The organism is Streptomyces sp. SID14436, assembly GCF_010548465.1.
In the GTDB taxonomy this organism is placed as follows: Bacteria; Actinomycetota; Actinomycetes; order Streptomycetales; family Streptomycetaceae; genus Streptomyces.
On the sequence record NZ_JAAGMD010000579.1, the window covers coordinates 14,209 to 34,316 of the forward strand.

20 protein-coding genes are annotated in these 20,108 nt (G+C 74.6%); 7 read left to right on the forward strand and 13 right to left on the reverse strand.

The window, feature by feature from the left end; genetic code table 11:
* Positions 1-46: 46 nt before the first annotated feature.
* Positions 47-469 carry a YjbQ family protein gene (locus G3I53_RS20255; RefSeq protein ID WP_164332494.1) on the reverse strand — a complete coding sequence of 141 codons (423 nt, stop codon included), beginning with the start codon at positions 467-469 and terminating at the stop codon, positions 47-49.
* An 83-nt stretch (positions 470-552) separates the two neighbouring features.
* Here G3I53_RS20255 and G3I53_RS20260 point away from each other — a divergent pair, with 83 nt between their 5' ends.
* A complete protein-coding gene (locus tag G3I53_RS20260) occupies positions 553-819 on the forward strand; it encodes a hypothetical protein (protein WP_164332493.1) in 267 nt (88 codons plus the stop codon).
* Positions 820-949: 130 nt separating this feature from the next.
* Here G3I53_RS20260 and G3I53_RS20265 read toward each other — a convergent pair whose 3' ends face one another.
* The 5 genes from G3I53_RS20265 to G3I53_RS20285 form a co-directional block, all read right to left on the reverse strand.
* Positions 950-3,847 (reverse strand): AAA family ATPase, encoded by a 2,898-nt coding sequence (locus G3I53_RS20265; RefSeq protein WP_164438625.1) that lies wholly within the window; start codon positions 3,845-3,847, stop codon positions 950-952.
* A 186-nt stretch (positions 3,848-4,033) separates the two neighbouring features.
* Positions 4,034-5,032 carry a (-)-alpha-amorphene synthase gene (locus tag G3I53_RS20270; RefSeq protein ID WP_239064002.1) on the reverse strand — a complete coding sequence of 333 codons (999 nt, stop codon included), beginning with the start codon at positions 5,030-5,032 and terminating at the stop codon, positions 4,034-4,036.
* Positions 5,025-6,368, reverse strand: coding sequence for a cytochrome P450 (locus G3I53_RS20275; RefSeq protein WP_343240655.1), 1,344 nt, complete (start codon positions 6,366-6,368; stop codon positions 5,025-5,027). The genes G3I53_RS20270 and G3I53_RS20275 overlap by 8 nt, the downstream gene beginning before the upstream one ends.
* Positions 6,369-6,738: 370 nt before the next feature.
* Positions 6,739-7,575 carry a universal stress protein gene (locus G3I53_RS20280; protein ID WP_164438626.1) on the reverse strand — a complete coding sequence of 279 codons (837 nt, stop codon included), beginning with the start codon at positions 7,573-7,575 and terminating at the stop codon, positions 6,739-6,741.
* Positions 7,576-7,769: 194 nt separating this feature from the next.
* A complete protein-coding gene (locus G3I53_RS20285) occupies positions 7,770-8,672 on the reverse strand; it encodes a universal stress protein (protein ID WP_164438627.1) in 903 nt (300 codons plus the stop codon).
* Between the two features lie 348 nt (positions 8,673-9,020).
* Between G3I53_RS20285 and G3I53_RS20290 the strand changes: the two genes are divergently transcribed.
* The 3 genes from G3I53_RS20290 to G3I53_RS34025 all read left to right on the forward strand — a co-directional run bounded on the left by G3I53_RS20290 (position 9,021) and on the right by G3I53_RS34025 (position 11,726).
* On the forward strand, positions 9,021-9,506 hold the full coding sequence (locus G3I53_RS20290) for a cation:proton antiporter regulatory subunit (RefSeq protein WP_192234802.1): 486 nt from the start codon (positions 9,021-9,023) through the stop codon (positions 9,504-9,506).
* Positions 9,507-9,510: 4 nt separating this feature from the next.
* Positions 9,511-10,764: a cation:proton antiporter gene (locus G3I53_RS20295; RefSeq protein WP_164334722.1), complete on the forward strand. Its 1,254-nt coding sequence runs from the start codon at positions 9,511-9,513 to the stop codon at positions 10,762-10,764.
* 254 nt (positions 10,765-11,018) lie between these two features.
* Positions 11,019-11,726: a hypothetical protein gene (locus tag G3I53_RS34025; protein WP_239064001.1), complete on the forward strand. Its 708-nt coding sequence runs from the start codon at positions 11,019-11,021 to the stop codon at positions 11,724-11,726.
* Here the strand turns inward: G3I53_RS34025 and G3I53_RS20305 are convergent.
* Complete coding sequence (locus G3I53_RS20305) at positions 11,692-12,180, reverse strand: hypothetical protein (RefSeq protein WP_164333103.1); 489 nt, start codon at positions 12,178-12,180, stop codon at positions 11,692-11,694. The two genes, G3I53_RS34025 and G3I53_RS20305, sit on opposite strands and share 35 nt — an antisense overlap.
* Positions 12,181-12,316: 136 nt before the next feature.
* Positions 12,317-12,709 carry a DUF5997 family protein gene (locus G3I53_RS20310; protein ID WP_164333102.1) on the reverse strand — a complete coding sequence of 131 codons (393 nt, stop codon included), beginning with the start codon at positions 12,707-12,709 and terminating at the stop codon, positions 12,317-12,319.
* A gap of 58 nt (positions 12,710-12,767) precedes the next feature.
* Here G3I53_RS20310 and G3I53_RS20315 point away from each other — a divergent pair, with 58 nt between their 5' ends.
* Positions 12,768-13,604 (forward strand): LysR family substrate-binding domain-containing protein, encoded by an 837-nt coding sequence (locus G3I53_RS20315; protein WP_164333101.1) that lies wholly within the window; start codon positions 12,768-12,770, stop codon positions 13,602-13,604.
* 42 nt (positions 13,605-13,646) lie between these two features.
* On the opposite strand, the gene G3I53_RS20320 is transcribed toward G3I53_RS20315, so the two are convergent.
* The 3 genes from G3I53_RS20320 to G3I53_RS20330 all read right to left on the reverse strand — a co-directional run bounded on the left by G3I53_RS20320 (position 13,647) and on the right by G3I53_RS20330 (position 15,783).
* Entirely contained in the window at positions 13,647-14,396 is a 750-nt protein-coding gene (locus tag G3I53_RS20320; protein ID WP_164333100.1) for a DUF4142 domain-containing protein, read from the reverse strand.
* Between the two features lie 195 nt (positions 14,397-14,591).
* Complete coding sequence (locus tag G3I53_RS20325) at positions 14,592-15,287, reverse strand: HAD family phosphatase (RefSeq protein WP_164333099.1); 696 nt, start codon at positions 15,285-15,287, stop codon at positions 14,592-14,594.
* Positions 15,288-15,306: 19 nt separating this feature from the next.
* The gene (locus G3I53_RS20330) at positions 15,307-15,783 is read right to left on the reverse strand and encodes an Lrp/AsnC family transcriptional regulator (RefSeq protein ID WP_164333098.1); all 477 of its coding nucleotides are present in this window, start codon (positions 15,781-15,783) and stop codon (positions 15,307-15,309) included.
* 267 nt (positions 15,784-16,050) lie between these two features.
* Here G3I53_RS20330 and G3I53_RS20335 point away from each other — a divergent pair, with 267 nt between their 5' ends.
* Entirely contained in the window at positions 16,051-17,538 is a 1,488-nt protein-coding gene (locus G3I53_RS20335) for an FUSC family protein (protein ID WP_164438628.1), read from the forward strand.
* Positions 17,539-17,627: 89 nt separating this feature from the next.
* A complete protein-coding gene (locus tag G3I53_RS20340; protein WP_164334588.1) occupies positions 17,628-18,668 on the forward strand; it encodes a lactonase family protein in 1,041 nt (346 codons plus the stop codon).
* Positions 18,669-18,766: 98 nt separating this feature from the next.
* Here the strand turns inward: G3I53_RS20340 and G3I53_RS20345 are convergent, their stop codons facing one another.
* Together G3I53_RS20345 and G3I53_RS20350 are read right to left on the reverse strand one after the other, a co-directional pair.
* Positions 18,767-19,690: a hypothetical protein gene (locus G3I53_RS20345; protein ID WP_203591942.1), complete on the reverse strand. Its 924-nt coding sequence runs from the start codon at positions 19,688-19,690 to the stop codon at positions 18,767-18,769.
* A 133-nt stretch (positions 19,691-19,823) separates the two neighbouring features.
* Positions 19,824-20,108 (reverse strand): hypothetical protein (locus G3I53_RS20350; protein WP_164334587.1); only part of this gene is annotated, 285 nt, incomplete at its 5' end.

Here is a 20,108-nt window from a genome sequence, read left to right on the forward strand (position 1 = left end):
ATTCTACTAACGCGGGGGCGGTCGTGGATCTTCCCCGCGCCTCCGCTCAGCCCAGGAAGCTCAGCCGCACCGTGCGTTCGGGGTTGTCCTTGTTCGTGTCGACCAGACACACCGACTGCCAGGTCCCCAGCTCCAGCCGCCCGCCGACCACCGGGAGCGTCGCGTGCGGCGGGACGATCGCGGGCAGGACATGGTCACGCCCGTGCCCGGGACTGCCGTGACGGTGCTGCCAGCGGTCGTCCGCCGGCAGCAGGGTGTGCAGGGCGGCGAGCAGGTCGTCGTCGCTGCCGGCCCCCGTCTCGATGACCGCGATCCCGGCGGTGGCGTGCGGCACGAAGACATTCAGCAGCCCGTCGCGCCCGGCAGCGGCGTCCCGCAGGAACGCCTCGCAGTCACCGGTCAGATCGACGACCCGCTCCTCGGAGCCGGTGGAAACGGTCAGGACTCGGGTGGTGAAGGTGCCAGACATGCCCCCATCCTGACCCATCCACCGCCCCACACCCGGCAGCACGGCACGAGAACCGCGGACGCGGGCAGAGCGGCGCGACGTCCATGCGGCTCAACCAGCACGACTCCGGTACGGACCCCCGGAACGGCCACGCCGCCACAACCGGTGACCTCGATGTGAACCAGACCGATCTCTCCAGGATCGGAAGCCAGGCCCACACGCTCAACACCCAGCTCTGGGATGAGGCCCGCCTGGACGACACGAGCGTCGACAAGGCGGCGAGCGACCTGACGTCAGGGCCGTCCGGCGTCGCGCAGTCGGGCCGCCGCGGGGTGAGGGCGCGGCCCGCCACCGGGACGCCGAGGCCATGAAGCGCCTCATCGTCCCCTTCACGAAGGCCGTCGAGAAGTCGGACGCGTGTGACGGCCCTTGAACCGGCGGGCCGGCGGGCCGGGGGCCCAGGGGTGCCCGGTGCCCCGGGCCCGGTGCCCCGCCCGGGGCTCAGCTTCGCGGGCAGGGGAAGGACTTCAGGGCCGCCGCCAGGCCGGATTCGTCGGTGCCGATCTTGCGGTAGACGGAGGAGAGCAGGTGCCGGACGCCCTGCTCGGTGAGGTGGAGGTCGCCGGCGATCGTGGGGGCGGGGACGCCCCGGGCGGCCAGTTCGGCGGCCTTGCGTTCGGGGGCGGTGAGGGTGTCCGTCTGGCCGTACCGCAGGGGGAGGGGACGCAGGCCCGCGGCGGCGAGTTCGTCCCGGGCGCGGACGGCCAGTGCCTCCGCCCCGCAGTGGACCGCGCCCTCCAGTCCCTGGTAGAGACGGTCGGCGGCCTCCTGGAGCCGGCCGTTGCGGGAGAGCGCGGCGCCGTGCCCGACGAGCGCGCGGGCCAGTTCGTAGGCGGCGGGAGAGCGCTCCAGGTGGTCGACGGCCTCCGCGTACAGGTCGATCGCGGCCGGCCCGCCGGTCACCTCGGCCAGGGTGCGCACCGCCCGTCCGATCGCCGAGGCGGCGCCGAAGTCCCGGGCCCGCTTGACCGCCTCCCGCGCATGACGGACGGCCACGTCGGGTGCGGTGCGGGCGAGGGCCGAGGCGAGGCCGGACTGCCAGGGGCACCAGGCGGGGTTGCGCCAGTCGCGCCGGTCCAGCCACTCGCCGACCTCGGACAGCAGGGCGGCGGCGTCGGCGTGGCGGCCCTCGGCGAGGAGCAGTTCGGCGTACACGGTGCGCGGGTCGGGGTAGATGACCGCGTTCGGGACCAGCTTGCCGAAGCGGTAGCGGTCGGCGAGCCGGCGGGCCGCGGCCGTCCGCCCGCGGGCCAGCAGCGTCTGGATGAGGATGCCGACGGCGAACCACTGCGCGGGCACCGCGCCCTCGACCCGGTCGGCGATGCGCAGCCCCTCGCGGACCAGGTTCTCGGCCTCGGCGAGGCAGCCCCGCTGGTGGCGGATGTACCCGGCGAGGGCCTGGCCGAGGGCCAGGTGGGAGCCGCGCCAGCCCTTGTCCTCGCACTCGGCCATGCCCCGGGCGAACAGCTCCTCGGCGCGCCGCGGCTGGTCGCAGTACATGAACACCAGGGCCACCGAGACCGGCACCTCGAAGCCCCGGTTCTGGTCGGTCCAGCTGAGCCCGCCGCGCAGCGCCTCCTCCGCGTGGCCGAGCGCCGTCTCGCGGGGCTCGCCGCACAGCACGGCGTCCCAGGCCCGCAGGCCCAGGATGTAGCGTTCCTCCAGCCCGCGGCCGGCCACCCTCGCGGCCAGCCGGGCGAGCCGGCGGGAACGCGCGGCCGAGTCCGGCTCGTCGGTGCGGAAGGCGCTCCAGACGAACGCGTCGGCCTGCATGCGCAGCCGGATGCGGGGGTGGCGGGCCCGCCGGGCCTCGTCGCCGGCGACCGTGGCGGCCTCGGCCATCCGGTCGGTGTGGGCCAGGGCCTGGGTGAGCCGGTACACGATCGAGGCCCGCAGCTCCGGTTCCACCCCCGGCTCCGTCAGCGCCTCCCGTAAGTGGGCGACGGTGGCCGTGGGCTTGATGAGGAAGGTGGAGCAGGCGAGTTCGTGCAGCAGGGCGGCGCGCTCCTCGGGCAGCGGAGGTTCCTGCAGGGCCCGGGTCAGCAGGCGCCGCGCGGCCTCGGGGGCTCCCGCCCGGGTGTATTCGCGGGCGGCCTCGCGCAGGCAGGCGACCGCCTCCGGGCGGCCCTCGGCGGGCACTTCGAGCAGGTGCCGGGCGGCGGCGGCCGGGCCGAACCCGGCCGCGCGGATCGCCTCGGCGGCCGTGTTGTGCAGGCCGACGCGCAGCCCGGTGGGGATGGCCCGGTAGATGGTGGTGGCGATCAGGGGGTGGATGAACGCCAGGCCGTCGCTGCCGTCGTCCTCGGCCAGGATCCGGCCCGCGCGCAGCCGCTCGGTCGCCTCGGCGGCGGCCTCGCTCCCGACCACGGCCAGGGCGGCGGCGAGTTCCTGCGAGACGGACTCGCCCAGGACGGCGGCCGCGTAGGCGAACCGGACGGTGGTGGTGCCCATGGCGTGCAGGCGCTCCATCAGCCCCGGGCCCTCGATGGCCGCGGCGAGGTCCCGCATCGCCCGCAGGTCCTGCCGGGTGCCCTTGAGGTTGCGTTCGCCCAGCTGGATGGCGAGTTCGACGGCCTCGAACGGGCTGCCCCCGGTGACCGCCCAGCACGCGTCGCAGAACGCGTCCTCCGCCTCCTCCCCGACCTCGTCGCGGACGATCCGGGCGACGCTTCCGGCGCTCAGCGGAGCGAGCTCGTAGGGGCGCCCGGCGAGGCCGCCGGGCAGGGTGCGCAGGGGCTCCGCCTCGGGCGGCAGGTCGTCGGGCCGGTAGGCGAGGACGATCAGCAGGGGCAGGTCGGCCACCCGCGGGGCGAAGGAGAGGAGCCAGCCGAGCGATTCGGCGTCCGCCCAGTGCAGGTCGTCCAGGAGCAGCACCAGCGGGGCCCGCTGCACGGCGAGGCGGGTGACGACCCAGTCGAGGCCGTCCCGGACGCCGGTCGGGTCGGGGACGTGGGTGGCGTGCCCCGCCTCCAGGCCGAGCGCGGCGCCCACGATGTCGTACCAGCTTCCCAGGAAGTCGCGCAGTTCGGCCTCGGACATGGTGGCCAGCGCGGGCTGCAGGAGCCGGCGCACCACACGGAACGCCAGCTCCTGCTCGTTGGCACCGCCGCTGCCGGAGAGCACGCTCACGCCGTGCGCGGCGGCGAGGTCGCGGGTGCGGGCCAGCAGAGTCGTCTTGCCCATCCCTCCCCGGCCGGTGAAGCTGAGCAGCCCGCCGTGCGGCACGTTGTCCCCGGTGTCCCGCAGGGCCGCCAGCGCCCGTTCGACGGCCTCCAGTTCGCGCTGGCGCTCGAACAACGGCCTCGGCCGGGTGGGAAGGTGCCGCAGCTCGTTGGCCATGTGCCGTACCGCTTCCTGTTGTTCGGCAAGGGTGGCAGGAGAGCGTACGCCGCCCACCGGACCCGGGACGGGTGTCCGGGACCGGTGGAACGAGTACGGGTGAATCGCTCCGGGTAAGGGGTTGGTTTCCTTCCGTCAGGGGTAGGGAACGGCGAATGGGCGCCGCGAGGACGGCAGTTGCGGTGGTCAGGCCAGGGCGGACGCCGAGGCCGTGTCCGCGTACCGCGGGACGGTGCGGGACCAGTGGTAGCACCCGCGGATCCAGCCGGCCATGCCCTCCACATAGCCGATGGCCGAGGGGCTCAGCCGGGGCCTGATGCCGGCGAACATCTCCTCGAACTCCCGTACCGCCGCGTTGATCTGCCGGATCGCCAGCATGGTGGCGACCGGCAGGGAGCACCGGTGGGCGCGCTGGTGGGCGAGGGCCAGGTTGATCAGCTCGCCCGCCTGCTGCTCCTTCACCGCGGAGTACAGGTCGGGTATCCACACGGCCGCGTCGGCCGACAGCCGGGTCAGCCGGCGCATCACCGGGTGGTGCAGTTCCGCCCCGGTCAGTTCCTCCGGCTGGGCCGCCTCGCACAGGGGGTGGAAGGGCTCGACCCCCGCGGTGAGCGCCCGGATCGAGGTGCACAGGGCGGCCCCGGCCGGCGGGGTGTGGGCCTGGGCGACCGCCTCGTGGAGGAGGCCGTGCACGTACTCCCGGCTCTTCCAGGTCCATCGGTCCGCCTGTGCGGGTGTGCACCGCTCGCGGACCTGGCGGAGCAGGTCGGCGAGGGCCGCGCCGAGGGCCGTGCCGGGGGAGGCGTCGTCCCGCAGGACGGCGATGCTCTCGTGGAGCAGGGGCAGCAGCCGGCCCGGTTCCCGCCGGCCGACCTCCTCGGCGAGGTCGTCGAACACGAACTGGTAGGCGATCTGCCGGGCCACGATGTGCAGCACATCGCGGTCCATGTCCGGGCTGTTGAAGGAGGCGAGTTCGGCCGGGCGGGTGCGGGCGATCATCTCCGTCACGCCCGGCTCCGCCGCCAGTCCGGTCTCCCGCAGCCACTGCCCGACCCCTTCGGCCACCTGCTGCTCGTACGGGCTGCGGGCGAACGGGAAGGGCATGTACAGATGGGCGTCGATCAGCTCCGGGAGAGTGGACCCGGTCCCCGCGTCCCCCGTGGCCGTCATGGTCACCTCACGCATCGTCGACACCGGTGGCACCTGCCTCTCGCGATTCGCTTACCGCGGACGACGGGCCGGGCCGGGCGGTCCGCGCGCCCGTGGGCGTGGCCGCCGGCGCGGACTGTCCGGCGCGTCGCTCGCACCGCATGACCAGCGACCTCGGCCCGAGCGTCACCGCGGGCCGTACGGGAGCGACCGGGCCCGGGGGACGGCGCAGCCGCCACCGGCGGGCGATCGTCGCGAGCGTCACCGTGGCCTGCGCGAGGGCGAAGGTGTCCCCGAGGCACTTCCGGGTCCCGGCGGCGAACGGGATCATCGCGCTGTACGGCCCGCCGCCGTCCCCGCCGGCCTCCCCGCCGCCCCGCCACCGCTCGGGCAGGAACCGCTCCGGGTCGGCGAACGACCCGGGGGAGTGATGCAGGAGGTAGGGGCTGTACAGCACGGTCGCCCCGGCGGGCAGCAGACGTCCGCCGAACTCGACCTCCCGGGTGGTCAGCCGGGTGAACAGCCAGCCGGGCGGCGCGAGGCGCAGGGACTCGTCGACGACGGACCGGGTGTACACCAGGCGCGGCAGGTCGTCGAGGGCGGGCCGGGTCCGTCCGGCGAGCACGGCGTCGACCTCCTCGTGGAGCCGCTGCTCGGCCTCGGGATGCAGGTCGAGGAGGCCGAAGGCGGAGGAGAGGCACAGGGCGGCGCTCTCGGCGCCGGTGAGCAGGAGGGAGACGAGCTGGTCCTGCACCTCGCGGCCGGTCACCTCCGGCTCCGGGCCGTCGGCCGCGGCCAGCAGTGTGCCGAGCACGTCGTCGCGTGCCTCGCCCGCCAGCCGCCGCCGGGTGACGACCTCGTCGACGATCGCCCGCAGCCGGGCGACGGCCCGGGTGTAGCGGCGGTGCCCGGGGGTGGGAAGACGGAAGAAGGCGTCGACCGGCACGACGGTGCGGACGAACAGTCCGCGCACCACCGTGGTCAGGCAGTCCCGCACCTCGGCGGCGCGCCCCGGGTCCAGCGCGTCCGAGAACAGCACCCGGCCGACCACGCCGGTCGTCACCGTCATCATGGCCGCGCTGACGTCCACCTCCTGGCCGTCCCGCCAGTCGCGGCACAGGTCCTCGGCCTCCTCGGCCATCGGCTCGGTGAGCCGGGCGACGCGTGCCGGGCGGAAGGCGGGCTGCAGCAGGCGGCGCTGTCTGCGGTGGTCCTCGTGCGGGCAGGTGACGACACCGTCGCCCATCAGGGCCCGCAGCCGGGTGTACAGGGGGCCGCCCTTGTCGAAGGTGCGGGTGTCCCGCAGCATCTCGTGGACCAGACGGGGATGGCAGACGACCCACGCCCTCCTCGGGCCGAGGCGTATTTCCACCAGATCGCCGTGCGCGGGAAGGGAATTCAGGAAGTGCAGCGGACGCCGGATGAGAGAAATACCATGGGTGACGGACGGCAATATCCCGGGGGCGGTTCCGGATTTCCAGGCCGTGGGTGGGTGTTCCGCGGTGCAGTGATTCATCGCCTACCACCTGTCTCGCGCGACACAAGGAATGCAGCGATGTCCCACCTGTGTGGGACGTGAATCCTTTTCCTGCCCACTCAAACCGGCCACCCGATGTGCCGAAACCTTTTTCCATGGGGGCGCACAGGAGCGTGGCGGAGCATTCGGCACCGGGCCGGACGCTCTTGTCCCGGAGCACGAACGATGCTTTTCGCCCTGATGGCCCGCGCTTCGCCGGGTGTCGTCAGTCCTTGCCGCGGACGACGGTCACGGGGCAGTCGGCGTGGTGCAGCAGCGCCTGGCTGACCGAGCCGAGCAGCATCCCGGCGAACCCGCCGTGCCCGCGCGCCCCCGCCACCACCAGCTGGGCGCCCCGGGTGGCCGCCAGCAGCGTGTGCCGGACCCGGCCCCGCTCCAGCCGCAGGTCGACGGCGACGCCGGGATGCGCCGCCCGCCACGGTGCCACCGCCTCCTCCAGGCGCCGCCGGTGCGTCTCACGGAGGGCGTCGAGATCCACCACCACGTTCAGCGGATCGGCCGGACCGTCGTACGGCGTCGGCTCGCTCCAGGTGTTCCACACGTGCAGGGCGACCAGCGGGGCATCGCGCATGGCGGCCTCCGCGAAGGCGAACCGGGCCGCCGCGGCCCCGCCCGGCGAGCCGTCCACGGCCAGCAGCACCGGCCCCTGCGGGTCGGTCCGGCCGCGGACCACCATGAGGGGGCAGTGCCCGTGGGCGGCGAGCTGCACGACCGTCGACCCCAGCAGCAGATCGCCGAACCCGCTCCGGCCCCGGCTGCCGAGGACCGCCAGCACCGCGTGGCGCGATTCGCTCTGCAACACCGTGAGCGTCTCGCCGGACGCCACGGTCCTGGCCATCTCCAGGCCCGGGGCACGCTCGTGGGCACGGCGCTCGGCCCGGGCCAGCACTCCGTGGATCATCGGGTCCAGGTCCACCAGACGGCTGAACGCGTGCACGATCCGCAGCTGCGCGTCCCGCAACTGCGCCTCACGGGCCGCGACGTCGACCGCCGCGAGACTGGACGACGAACCGTCCACTCCGACGATGACCGTGTCCCTCACCGCTCACTCCCGTCCCCGTCCCGGCCCCTGACCGGCCGACGCGGTGCCCCGATGTCCGGACGCCGGCAATTACGAGCGGAGTACCCGCCCGACGCCCCGCCTACCCGTCGCCCGGCCCGGGCGCCGGGCCGGCGCAGGACCGAGGCGGGCGCCTCCGGATGGACCGGGGCCGTCCCCCTCCGGAACAGGCCCGATCAGGCCGGGTCCCCATCCGCGTCCGCGCGCTCGCCGCGCACCACCGCCACCGGGCAGTGCGCGTGATGCAGCATCGCCTGGCTCACCGATCCCAGCAGCAGCCCGGCGAACCCGCCCCGGCCCCGCGCCCCGACCACCAGCAGGCGGGCCGTGCGGCTCGCCTCGATGAGGGCCTCACGGCTGCCTCCCCGCACGAGCTCGTGCCGCACCTTCACACCGGGGAACCGCTCCCCGTACCCGCTCAGCGCCTCGGCGAGCAGCCGCTCCTCGCTCGCGGCCAGCGCCCCCGGTTCGTTCGCGTACGGCACCGTGGCGTCCGGCGGGGCCGGCAGCGGCGCGTTCCAGGTCGTCCAGGCGTGCAGGGCGACCAGTTCGGCCCCGCGCGCGGCGGCCTCCGCGAAGGCGAAGTCGATCGCCCTCCGGCCCGCCGCGGAACCGTCGACGCCGACCACGACCGGCCCGTCCGGCGTGCCCGGCTCGCGCACCACCAGCACCGGACACTTGCCGTGGGCCGCCAGGTGCACCGCCGTCGAACCGACGAGCAGGCCCACGAACCCGCCCATGCCCCGGGAACCGACGACCACCAGTTCCGCCTGGCGCGACTGCGCCTCCAGCACCGTCAGCGGCTCGCCGGTGATCACCGCGTGCGAGACCTCCACGTCCGGCGCCGCCGACCGGGCGTGCTCGACGGCCTCGGCGACCAGCCGGTCCGCGGCGGCCTGCAGCCCTCCGTCGGCCGGCCCCATCGGCGGGGCGCCCAGGGGCACGTGCAGCGCGGGCCACAGGAACGCGTGCACCACACGGAGCCCGACCCCGCGCCGTTCCGCCTCGGCGGCAGCCGCCTCCACGGCAGCCAGGCTCGATTCCGAACCATCCACCCCGACGACCACCGGTCCGCTCATCACGCCTCCTCGTCTCCTCGTGCCCGTGTTCCGTTGTCCCCTCCTCTCCAGGATGTGCCACGGCGCCCGCCACGGCGCGGGACCAATGGGCCCGCGCCCGGGGCCGAACGGCACCGGACCGCCCCGGCCGCCGGACCGGCAGCGGCTTTGCCTGCGGCGGGGGCGCCCGCTGAGCAGCCCCGGCCGGTCATGAGCCTGTGCCGAGTTCGGTGTCCATCCGTGACACCACCCATGTCCTCAGCGTCGGTGGGGGATGGCACGATGTGCGTCGTGGGTGTGGATCAACCGTGCGAATGCGGGTCGGCACCCATGACAGCAACGAAGAGAAGACCTGGAAGGGGACGGGCTGTGCCTGCTCCACGGATGAGCACCACGCCGCTGCCCGGCATCGGCGTGCAGTACGACCTCACCACGCGTGAGCACCAGCATCTGTCCGTCATCGCGCACCGGGACGGCGCGCGCACGGTGAACGTCTACCGGTCCGACGACCCCGACGCCTGTGCCCAGTCGCTGCGCCTGACCACCGCCGAGTCGGCCGCCCTGATCGACGCGCTGACGCCCGATCACCACAGCCCCAGCGTGCTCCACACCACCGACCTCGGCCTGGTCGCGGAGCGCATCGAGCTGTCCGCGGTCTCGCACTGGAACGGCCGGGTGCTGGGCGAGACCCGGATGCGCACCGACACGGGCGTCTCGATCGTGGCCGTGCTCCGCCGTGCCGAGGCGATCCCCTCCCCGGCCCCCGACTTCCGCCTCGCCGGTGGTGACACCCTGATCATGATCGGTACCCGCGAGGGCATCGACGCCGCCGCCGAGATCCTCGGCCGGGAGTGACCGCGTGCACTCTTCCGCGATCTTCCTGATCGAGTTCGGTGCGATCATCCTCGGCCTCGGCCTGCTGGGGCGCCTCGCCGGACGGCTCCAGTTCTCGCCGATCCCGCTCTACCTGCTGGCCGGGCTGGCCTTCGGCGAGGGCGGTCTGCTGCCGCTCGGCGCGAGCGAGGAGTTCGTCGCGATCGGCGCCGAGATCGGCGTGATCCTGCTGCTGCTCATGCTCGGCCTCGAGTACACGGCCAGCGATCTCGTCTCCAACCTGAAGACGCAGTACCCGGCCGGCCTCGTGGACATGTGCCTCAACGCCGTGCCGGGCGCGCTCCTCGCCCTGCTGCTCGGCTGGGGACCGGTCGCCGCCGTCGTGCTGGCCGGCGTCACCTGGATCTCGTCCTCCGGAGTCATCGCCAAGTGCCTCGGCGACTTCGGCCGGCTCGGCAACCGCGAGACCCCGGTCATCCTGAGCATCCTCGTCCTCGAGGACCTCGCGATGGCGGTCTACCTGCCCATCGTCACCGCCCTGGTGGCCGGCGCCGGTCTCGCCACGGGCAGCGTCACGCTGGCCATCGCGCTCGGCGTCGCCGGGCTGGTCCTCTTCGTCGCCGTCCGCTACGGCCGGATCATCTCCCGCTTCGTCTCCAGCGACGACCCGGAGAAGCTGCTCCTGGTGGTACTGGGCCTCACCCTGCTCGTCGCCGGGCTCGCCCAGCAGCTCCAGGTCTCCGCCGCCGTCGGCGCGTTCCTCGTGGGCATCGCCCTGTCGGGGGAGGCCGCCGAGGGCGCCCACAACCTGCTCGCCCCGCTGCGGGACCTGTTCGCCGCCGTGTTCTTCGTCTTCTTCGGGCTGCACACCAACCCGGAGTCCATCCCGCCGGTGATCCTGCCCGCCTTCGCGCTCGCCGTCGTCACCGCCCTGACGAAGATCGCCACCGGGTACTGGGCCGCCCGGCGGGCCGGCATCTCGTCCAAGGGCCGCTGGCGCGCCGGCGGCACGCTGGTGGCACGCGGGGAGTTCTCCATCGTCATCGCGGGACTCGCCGTCACGGCGGGGGTCGAACCGCGCCTGGGACCGCTGGCCACGGCCTACGTCCTGGTCCTCGTCGTGATCGGCCCGCTGACCGCCCGTTACACCGAGCCCGTCGGGCTGTGGCTGACCCAGCGCCGCTCGCCGGTCACCGACACCGCGGCCGTGGCCGGGCCGGTGACGGTGCCCGCGGAGCGCCGGGAGACCGCGGACGACCTGTCGGGCGAGCGCCCGTAGCACCGGGCCCCGGCGCGGTGCCTCCGCGCCGGGACGCGGGAGCCGCCACGCCGGGGTGCGGTCGCGCGGACCGGGCGGGCCCTGGCACCCGGGTGTCGGTTCGTGTGCGAGCGGGTCGCGTTCTGAACGGACGGCCCCGTCCCTGAATGCCTGTTTGACCGTGGCGCTGGGCCGTACGGGTGACGGCTTCACCCGACCCGGGGGACGGGGAGCCTCCCGCGTACCGCCGGTACGGGGTGCGCCGTTGCCCCGACATGGACAGGACTGAGACGGCGCGGCGCCTTCTCGGGAACGACGCCGCGCACCGGCCGTACGCGGGACCCGCCGGGGGGTCCGACGGCCACACGCCGATCTACACGGCCCTCGTCGCGGAGTGGCGGGCCAGGGGACAGACGGTTCCGGGCCACCGGGAGGGCCGCTGGGCCTCCTTCGCCGCCGCGACGGTGAGCGAACAGGAGACGCCGCCCGCGCCGACCGTACCGGCCGCGCGGTCCGTCCCCTTCCGGATCCCGGTGCCCGTGCTGCCTCCGGAGAGCGCGCGGGCACCCGGCCGCGAGCCGGAGGCCGACGCCGACACGGGCGCCGATCGTGCCGGCCCCGGCCACACGGGTGCGGACGGCGGAGGCGGGACGGAGGCTCGCGGGACGGAGGCCGGCACGAAGGACGCCCGCGCGACGGGCGCCCCCGCCACGAACGCCCACGCGGAGATGGACGCCGACGCCTGGGCGGGCGCCCACCTCGGCACGCCTGCCGACGCTGGTACGGACGCCGACACCGAGACGGGCACACAGGCCGGCCCGGACACCGATGCCGGGACGGACGGCGACCACCCCGGCGGCGACACCCCCCATCACCCCCGCGACGACGCCCCCGCCCCGGACGGTCACCCCGCGCTCCACCTCCGCGCGGCGCCGCCCGGGGAGGCCCTCACCAGCCGTCCGGCCCCACCGGCTCCGCACTGACCGGCGCCAGCACGGCGAGCGTGCCGGTGGCCTTGCGCAGAGCCAGCTCCAGCGGGCCGGGGGAGTGCAGGGTCCCGCTGCCGTCCGGTGGGACGAGCCACTCCAGGCGCCCGGCGGCCCGGTACGGCGGGGGAACGGCGACCCAGGAACCCGGGCCGACGTGCCGCACGCCGAAGCCGACCCACTCGCTCACCGGGTCGGGCGGCAGGAAGAAGCCCACCCGGCGGGCCGTGACGTCCACCAGCGTGGGTCCCGGTGTCTTCAGCGGGTCGTGCCACAGGACGTCCAGGGCGAGCAGCCCGAGACGGTCGGGCACGCTCAGCACGTCCCAGTAGCGCCCGGCGGCCAGCAGGGCCGTGCCGTTGCCGTGGTCCCAGGCCCGTTTGCAGGCCTGGGGGTCGGTGGCCGCCGCGGCCAGCCACTCGACGGCCTGCTTCCACATGTGGCTCTGCATGTCCCACCCCGGGCACGGTCGGCTGCGCCTCACGGGCGCGTGCTGGCCCCATGCTGGTAGATATTTCTATCCGCCGGAAGGGGTGGCGCGGGCTGGCGTTTCCGGCGCCCGGTGTCCGGGCGGCCGGCCGGCCGGATCAGTCCTGCCCGGCGGCGCGTTCCGCGTCCCGCTTCTTCAGCCGCGCGTTCTCCTTGCGGACCTCGGCCTGCGTGGCGCGCTCCCGCTCCAGCCACTGCGGAGACTCCTGCTTCAGCGCCTCGATCTGTTCCGTGGTGAGCGGTTCCGTGACCCCGCCGCGGGCCAGGCCGGCGATGGAGACGCCCAGCTTCGCCGCCACCACCGGGCGGGGGTGCGGGCCGTCGCGCCGCAGGTCCCGCAGCCACTGGGGCGGGTCCGCCTGGAGCGCGTTCAGCTCGGCCCGGGAGACCATGCCCTCGCGGAACTCGGCGGGGGTGGCCTCGAGGTACACACCCAGCTTCTTCGCCGCGGTCGCGGGCTTCATGGTCTGGGTGTTCTGGTGCGACGTCATGGAGCCCAGGGTATCGAGCGTGTGCACGACCGCCGACCACGGCCGGTAACCTGGCCAGGTGACAGGCTCGGAAGTGCCCTCCTCGTTCCGGCTCGTGTACGCACCCGGGGTGATGCCCGGCAAATGGGTGCGCATCTGGAACGAGCGACTGCCCGGCGTACCCCTCACCCTCACCCAGGTCCCCGCCTCCCGGGCCCCGGAGCTGCTCGTGAGCCGGGACGCCGACGCGGGTCTCGTCCGGCTGCCCGTCGACCGGACGGTGCTGAGCGCCATCCCGCTCTACACCGAGCAGACGGTGGTGGTGGTCCCCAAGGACCACCTCGTCACCGCGGTCGACGAGGTCTCCCCGGACGACCTGGCCGACGACATCGTGCTGCACCCCCTCGACGACGTCCTCGACTGGGACCGGCTGCCGGGACGGCCCGCCCTGGAGCGGCCGGCCACCACGGCCGACGCCGTCGAGCTGGTCGCGGCGGGGATCGGCGTCCTGGTGGTACCGCTGTCCCTGGCCCGGCTGCACCACCGCAGGGACCTCACCCACCGCCCCCTCACCGGCGCCCCGGAGTCGCGTGTGGCGCTGGCCTGGCCGGAGGACGCGACGACGGACCTGGTGGACGACTTCATCGGCATCGTCCGCGGCCGGACGGCCAACAGCACCCGGGGCCGCCGGACGCAGCAGCCTGGCGGGGAGCAGGGACAGCAGAAGCAGGGACAGCGGAAGCAGGAACAGCGGAAGCAGGGGCAGCAGAGAGCCGGGAAGACCGAACGCCCGGGGCGGGACGCCGGGCGCGGACAGCGGGCGGCCGGACGGGCGTCGTCCGGCAAGGGCCGCCGGGCGGGCGGCGGCCCCACACCGAAGAACCCGCGCCGGGGCAAACCCCGGCGCGGGTCCTGAAGCGGTGCGCGGTCCGTCGTGACGCTCACGACGGAGCGGGCGTCACTTCACCGTCGGAGCCGGCGTCGGCGCCGGTGAGGCCGTGTTCAGGTCCTCCAGCTCCTTGGGGATCTTCAGCACGAGCACCGGTGCGCCCGCGGCCGGCGCCGGCGGAGTCACCTGCTCCTCCGGCATCTTCGGCGGGCTGGTCTGCTGGAAGTTGACCTGCTCGTGGTTCACCAGGCCCGTCTTCTCCAGCACCGTGATGTGGTCCAGCACCGTGTCGTTGGCCTGGTCGGCCAGCTGCCGGACCAGCGTGTTCCGGGTGTTGGCCCGGACCTTGGCGATCACCGGGAAGATCTGACCATGCGTCACCCGCATGATGTTCACCGCCACGGAGTCGAACTCCTTGCCGGTGGTGGACTCCACGGTCTGCACGAACCCCTCCTGCTGCGGCGAGGCCTGGTTCGGCAGGGTGATCCCCAGCTCCAGGGCGATCTTGCGGCAGCTCTCGTCGAGCCGCCCGTGTCCGACCACCAGGTGCTCGCCCGCCTCCTTCATCTCCGGCGTCGTCCCTCGCTCGATGGCCATCAGCCCCAGCGGGTGCTCCCACAGCCCCGCGGCGCGGACCTTGACCACGAAGTCCCGGTCCGCCTCGGTCAGCGGGCCGTAGTTGGTGTTGGCCACTACCCGGTCCTGCTTGGTCGAGGTGTTCTGCACGCCCAGCATGGTGGGATAGGCCAGCGCGGTGAGAGTGAGGATCATGGCTCCGCCCACGAACGCGGTTCCTGCCGTGCTGCGCGAGATGCGCATCGTGCCTCCTGGGATAAGAACGGCCCAACACCAGGGAGTACGGATGGAAGCGGCAAGACAATCACCGTTCGGGCAGAAATTTTCGATCGAGGTGCCGGTCCGGCGTGATCCGTGCGGTCCCCTCCCTCCGGCCGCCCGACTTGTCGGCTCAAGTGCCCCACCGGTGCCCCGGCGGCCCGGCCGGCCGGACCGCGGTCAGCCGGTCCCGGCCAGGCGCTTCAGCCACTCCGCGGCAGCCCCGGCCGTGAACTCCCGCTGCCCGCCGCGCAGCAGCAGACCGGCGGTGGCGAACTCCGGGGCGTCGGCCTGAGCGGCGACGTAGGGGATCGCGATGCAGTGCATGCCGGCCGCGTGGGCCGCGGCCGCGCCCGGAGCCGCGTCCTCCAGCACCACGCAGTCGGCGGGGTCCGCGCCGATCCTGCGGGCGGCCTCCAGGAAGACGTCCGGCGCCGGTTTGCCGTGCGCGACCTCCTCGGCGGAGACGACGGTGCCCAGCTGGGCGTCCAGACCCGTGACGGCGAGGATCGCCTCGATGGCCTCCGGGGACGAGCCGGAGGCCACGGCCATCGGCACCCCCTCCGCCGCCAGCACGTCGACGAACGCCCGCATCTCCGGATAGGCGCGCGTGGTGGAGCCCGCCAGTTCCAGATAGTGGCGGTTCTTCACGGCGAGGATCTCCTCCGCCGGGGCCCGCAGCCCGTAGCGCTCGCGCCAGTCGGCGATCGTCTCCCGGGTGCTGATGCCGACGTAGCGTTCGTGCTCGTCCCACGTGAAGTCGGGGACGCCGTACTCGGCGAGGGTCCGACGGCCCGCCTCGTAGTAGTTCGGCTCGCTGTCCACGAGCGTTCCGTCGAGATCGAAGATGACCGACAGGGTGCCGAAGGTGCTCATGGGGCCAGGATGCCAGGAGCTACCGGCCCACCGTCCGGCCGATCGACTCCACCAGTGGCAGCAGCCGGTGCGGGACCCGCTCCCGCAGCGCCACCTCCGTACGCGTGCGCACCACGCCCGGCAGGTTGATCAGCTTCTGGACGACGTCCTCCAGGTGTGCGTTGTCCCGCGCCACCACCCGGGTCATCAGGTCCCCGCCGCCGGTGATGGAGAACGCCTCCACGATCTCCGGCACCGCGGCCAGCGCGTCGCCCACCTCGTCCAGGTGCCCCTGGGTGACCTCGATGTGCACGAAGGCCAGCACGGGGTGGCCCAGCGCGGCGGGGGACAGGGCCGGCCCCGTCCCGGTGATCACGCCCTCGCGCTCCATCCGGTCCAGCCGGGCCTGCAGGGTGCCGCGCGCGATCTGGAGGATGCGGGCGTACTCGCGCACGCTGGTGCGCGGCCGCTCCAGCAGCAGCCGCAGGATGCGGGTGTCGAGTTCGTCGACGGCCATGGCGTCCGGCCTCCTGGTCCCTCGAAGGTCGCTCCGACTGTACCAACGGCCCGGCGGAGTGCCGGGCCGTTGGGCCACCGGGGCCAGGCCAATGGCTTTCCGTGGTCCCGCCGGGTCCTCCCGCGGCTGGACCAATGGACCAGTCGGACGGGTGCCGGTTGAGCCGTCGGCGCCGGGGATGCTGATATAGGAAAGTCGATGGCGCTGCGGACCCCCGCGGCGCCTTTTTCATGCCGGTTCACACGGATCATCACGGGGGGACACGCAGTGCTGAAGAGGGTGTTCATGGCGCCGGACCCGGGCCGGGTGCGGCTGCGCTTCGCGGCGCGGGCCGTGCTCGGCATCGCGGCGGCCGTCGCCCTGTGCGGACTGGCCGGACACTCTCTCCCCGGCGCCGTCACCGGCGGACTCGCGGCCCTGCTCGCCCTGTTCACCGTCACCGACGCCACCGTCCGCGAACAGGCCGTCACCACGGCCCTGCTGCCCGCCGTCGGCCTGCCGGTCCTCGCCGCCGCCGCGGTCCTGCACGACCAGCCGGTGGCCCGCGACCTCACCTTCCTCGCCGTCGTGGGGCTGGGGGTGTACGCCCGGCGCTGGGGCCCGCGCGGGCACAGCCTCGGCGTGTTCGCCTTCATGACCTACTTCGTGGCCCAGTTCCTGCACACCACGCCCGGACAGCTGCCCGAGATCTGCGCGGCCGTCCTGCTGTCGGTCCTCGCGGCGGCCGCAACGCGGTTCGGGCTGTGGTGCTACGAGCGCCGCCTGCCGCCGGCCGTCGCGCCCGCCCCGCCCGAGGGCCGCGGCCTGGCCCGGATCACCACCCGGCAGGCCGTGCAGGCCACCGCCGGCGCGGGCTTCGCCCTGCTGGTGGGCCAGCTGGTGTCCGGGGAGCGGTGGTACTGGGCCGTCGGCGCCACCTGGTGGGCCTTCGTCAACACCTCCTCACGCGGCGAGACCCTGGTCCGGGGCTTCCGACGGGTGCTCGGCACCGTCCTCGGCGTCGCCCTCGCCCTGGCCGTCGCCGTGCCCGCGCACGGCGCGGCCCTGCCCACCGCCGTGATCGTCGCGGTGTCGGTGTTCGGCATCTTCTACACGGCCGCCCTGTCCTACACCTGGATGATGCTCTGGGTGACCGTGCTCGCCGCGATGCTCTACGGGCTGCTGGGCGTCCTGACGCCCGGCCTGCTGGCGCTGCGGCTGGTGGAGACCGGTGTCGGGGCCCTGGGCGCCGCGCTGGCCGTGGTGTTCGTGCTGCCCGTGACCACCCACAGCGTCACCGACCACTGGATCCGCCGGGCCCTGCGCTGCGTGCACGCCTGCACCGCCGAGGCCGCGGCACGGCTCGCCGGCTCCGAGGGCGCGGACCCGGAGCCGAGGATCGCCGAACTGGAGCAGCTGCTCGCCCGGGTACGGCTGTCGGTCGCCCCGCTGGTGCACCCCCTCCACCCCGTGCTGGGCCGCAAGCGGCGCGCCCGCCGGGTGCTCGCCCTGCTCGACGACTGCGCCCGGGAACTCCGCGGCCTGACCGCCGTCGCCGCCGACCCGGAGGCGTCCCACGACGCCCGGCTCGCCGCGGCCTGCCGGCGCGTCGAAACGGCCGTCGAAGCGCTCACCGAGGGCCGGGACATCACCTCCGGCGACCACCGGGCCGCCCCGGAACCCGCCCTCGCCCACCTGCACGGCCTGGAGCGGGCCCTCGCCGAACTCGCCGCGCCGCTCCGGGCGCCCTCGGGATCACCGCTGGTCGGAGCCTGATGCCCGCCGAAGCCCCCGCTATGGTCCAGACCTGAGACGCGCGACTGCTACGGTCGCCCCGGGACCGGCAGTGGCGAGAGGGGTCAGTGGTGGCGGACGGCGCTCGGCGGGCATTCATCGGATCGTTCACGGCGGCGGGCGGGCCGGGCATCGTCACCGCCGCCGTCGCCCCCGACGGCGGACTGACCGCCCTCAGTGCCGTCGACGGGCTGCCCGACCCCTCCTATCTCGCCCTCGCGGCCGACGGACGCACGCTGTACGCGGTCAGCGAGACCGACGAGGGCGCGGTGGCGGCGCTCCGGGTGGCCGGGGACCGGCTGGAACCGGCGGGCGGCCCGGTGCCCGTCGCCGCGAGCGGGCCGACCCACCTGGGTCTCTTCGACGGGCACCTGCTGACCGCCAACTACGGCTCCGGCAGCGTCACCGCCGTCCCGGTCCGCCCCGACGGCACCCTGTCCCGGTCGGCCTCCGGGGTGTTCGAGCACAGCGGTTCGGGACCCCACCCGCAGCGGCAGCAGGGCCCGCACACCCACCAGGTGCAGCCCGACCCGAGCGGCCGCTGGGCCGTCGCCGTCGACCTCGGCACCGACTCCGTGCTCGTGTGCACCCTCACCGACGGCACACCGGTCCTGCACCGGGAGATCGCGCTGCGGCCCGGATCCGGGCCGCGCCACCTGGCCTTCCACCCCGACGGCCGCCACGCCTACGTCCTCAACGAGCTCAGCCCCACCCTGCTGGTGTGCCGCTGGGACGCCGACGGGGGAGTGCTGCAGCCGCTCACCGAGGTCCCGGTGCTGCCCGGCGCCCCGGCCGGGGACGCCTACCCGTCCGGCATCGCCGTCTCGCCGGACGGCCGGCGCCTGTGGACCGCGACCCGCGGCGAGGACGTCCTGTCCGTCCTCGCCCTGGACGCCCCCTCGGGCGGCGGCCGGACACAGCCGCGCCTGCTCGCCACCGTTCCGTGCGGCGGCCGGTGGCCGCGCGACCTGTCCGAGGCGAACGGAGTCCTCTACGTGGCGAACGAGCGCTCCGGCGACGTGACCTGGTTCGCGACCGACCCCGACACGGGGCTGCCGCAACGCGGGGGCTCCCTCCCGGTGACCGCGGCCTCCTGCCTCGTCCTGCGCTGACCCGTCCGCCGAGCGGGACGCGCCCGCACGGGGAGGCAACGGCAGGGGCCCGCTCCCCGGGGGGAGCGGGCCCTGTCGGCGTCGTGTGTGCAGCGGGGTCAGCGGACCGGCGACCCCTGGGCCTGCGGCGTGGCGATGCCCAGCGCCGTCGTGTACTTGGCGAGGGCCAGCTTGCCGATCGCCGGGTAGGGGCCGAGGGCCTCGGCGGCGGAGCAGCCGACCTCCTTGGCCGCGGCCTCGATCAGGCTCGCGTCGATCTCCGGGCCGATGAGGTACGGCGCCAGCGCCAGCTGCTGCGAACCGGCGTTGCGCAGCTGCTCGGCGACGGAGGCGATGGAGCCCTCCTCGTCCAGGGCGGCGGCCATCACCGGGACGGCGAGCCGCGCGGCCAGCAGCATGCCGGTGATCCCGGCCGCCTGCACGGCCTCGTCCCCGCCCACGGACGCCAGGACGATGCCGTCCGCGGCGGTCGCCACGGTGAACAGGCGGGCACGGTCGGCACGGGCCAGCCCGGCCTCCGACAGCCGCACGTGCAGCGCCTCGGCGAGCAGCGGGTGCGGGCCGAGGACGTCGGTCAGGTCGGCGGCGACGCGGCTGTCCATCACGGCCTGGCGCACCCGGCGCAGCAGGGCACTGTCGGGGCCCGCGAGCAGCGGGACGACGACCGCGACGGGGCCGTCCGGCTCCTTGACGTCCATTCCGGCGGCGCGGGCCTGCTCGAAGCGGGCGGTGCGCTCATCGGCGGCGTGCGCCAGCACGGCCTGCAGCGTGGGGAACTCCTGGTCGTCGCCGTCCAGGTAACCGATACGGGCGTCCAGGCCGGGCAGCTCGGAGCGCGCGATGCTCACGACCTCGTCGGCGAGGGAGCGGGTGGCACTACTGGGCGTACCCGGCACGGCGAGGACGAGCGCGGGCGCGCCCTCGGGAGCCACCAGGGGTTCGGGGCGGCGGTGCCTCCCGGGCTGGCGGGGGCGCGGCATTCGTACTGGCAGGCCGGACGCGGGCCCAGTGGGGGTGCTCATGGTGCGGCATGTTAGTGGTTTCCCGGGTTCCCCTGTTCGGGGAGGGTGCAGGTGAGCGGTATCCGTCCGCATTTGTCGGATGAGTTACGTCCGGATATCGGGCACGGGAGGGGCCGTTCACCTGCCAGGCCCGTTACGGACGCGCGTCGGCCACCACGGACAACAGCGCGTCATCACCCGGAAGGGTGAATGAGCCGGTCGCGAGGTCCGTCGCCATCCGCACCGCCCCGTGCAGGGGGTCCCCCTCGGCCGTCACCCGCCGCGCCCGGGGCAGCCGGTCGGCCAGTTCCTCGGCCAGCGGCGCGAGCAGCGGGTCACCCATCCCGGTGAGCCCGCCGGTGACGGCGACCAGCGGTGCGACGCCGTCGGCGGCCGGGCACACGGCGGCGGCCGCCTCGGCCATGTGCCGGGCCGCGGC

Bases quoted from the DNA above. Each gene is read 5' to 3' on its own strand.
- G3I53_RS20325 (WP_164333099.1), bottom strand. From the start codon at position 15,287: ATGAGCACCTTCGGCACCCTGTCGGTCATCTTCGATCTCGACGGAACG.
- G3I53_RS20285 (WP_164438627.1), bottom strand. From the start codon at position 8,672: ATGAGCGGACCGGTGGTCGTCGGGGTGGATGGTTCGGAATCGAGCCTG.
- G3I53_RS20260 (WP_164332493.1), top strand. From the start codon at position 553: ATGCGGCTCAACCAGCACGACTCCGGTACGGACCCCCGGAACGGCCAC.
- G3I53_RS20345 (WP_203591942.1), bottom strand. From the start codon at position 19,690: ATGAGCACCCCCACTGGGCCCGCGTCCGGCCTGCCAGTACGAATGCCG.
- G3I53_RS20330 (WP_164333098.1), bottom strand. From the start codon at position 15,783: ATGGCCGTCGACGAACTCGACACCCGCATCCTGCGGCTGCTGCTGGAG.
- G3I53_RS20310 (WP_164333102.1), bottom strand. From the start codon at position 12,709: ATGACGTCGCACCAGAACACCCAGACCATGAAGCCCGCGACCGCGGCG.
- G3I53_RS20305 (WP_164333103.1), bottom strand. From the start codon at position 12,180: ATGCAGAGCCACATGTGGAAGCAGGCCGTCGAGTGGCTGGCCGCGGCG.
- G3I53_RS20265 (WP_164438625.1), bottom strand. From the start codon at position 3,847: ATGGCCAACGAGCTGCGGCACCTTCCCACCCGGCCGAGGCCGTTGTTC.
- G3I53_RS20320 (WP_164333100.1), bottom strand. From the start codon at position 14,396: ATGCGCATCTCGCGCAGCACGGCAGGAACCGCGTTCGTGGGCGGAGCC.
- G3I53_RS34025 (WP_239064001.1), top strand. From the start codon at position 11,019: ATGGACAGGACTGAGACGGCGCGGCGCCTTCTCGGGAACGACGCCGCG.
- G3I53_RS20255 (WP_164332494.1), bottom strand. From the start codon at position 469: ATGTCTGGCACCTTCACCACCCGAGTCCTGACCGTTTCCACCGGCTCC.
- G3I53_RS20270 (WP_239064002.1), bottom strand. From the start codon at position 5,032: ATGCGTGAGGTGACCATGACGGCCACGGGGGACGCGGGGACCGGGTCC.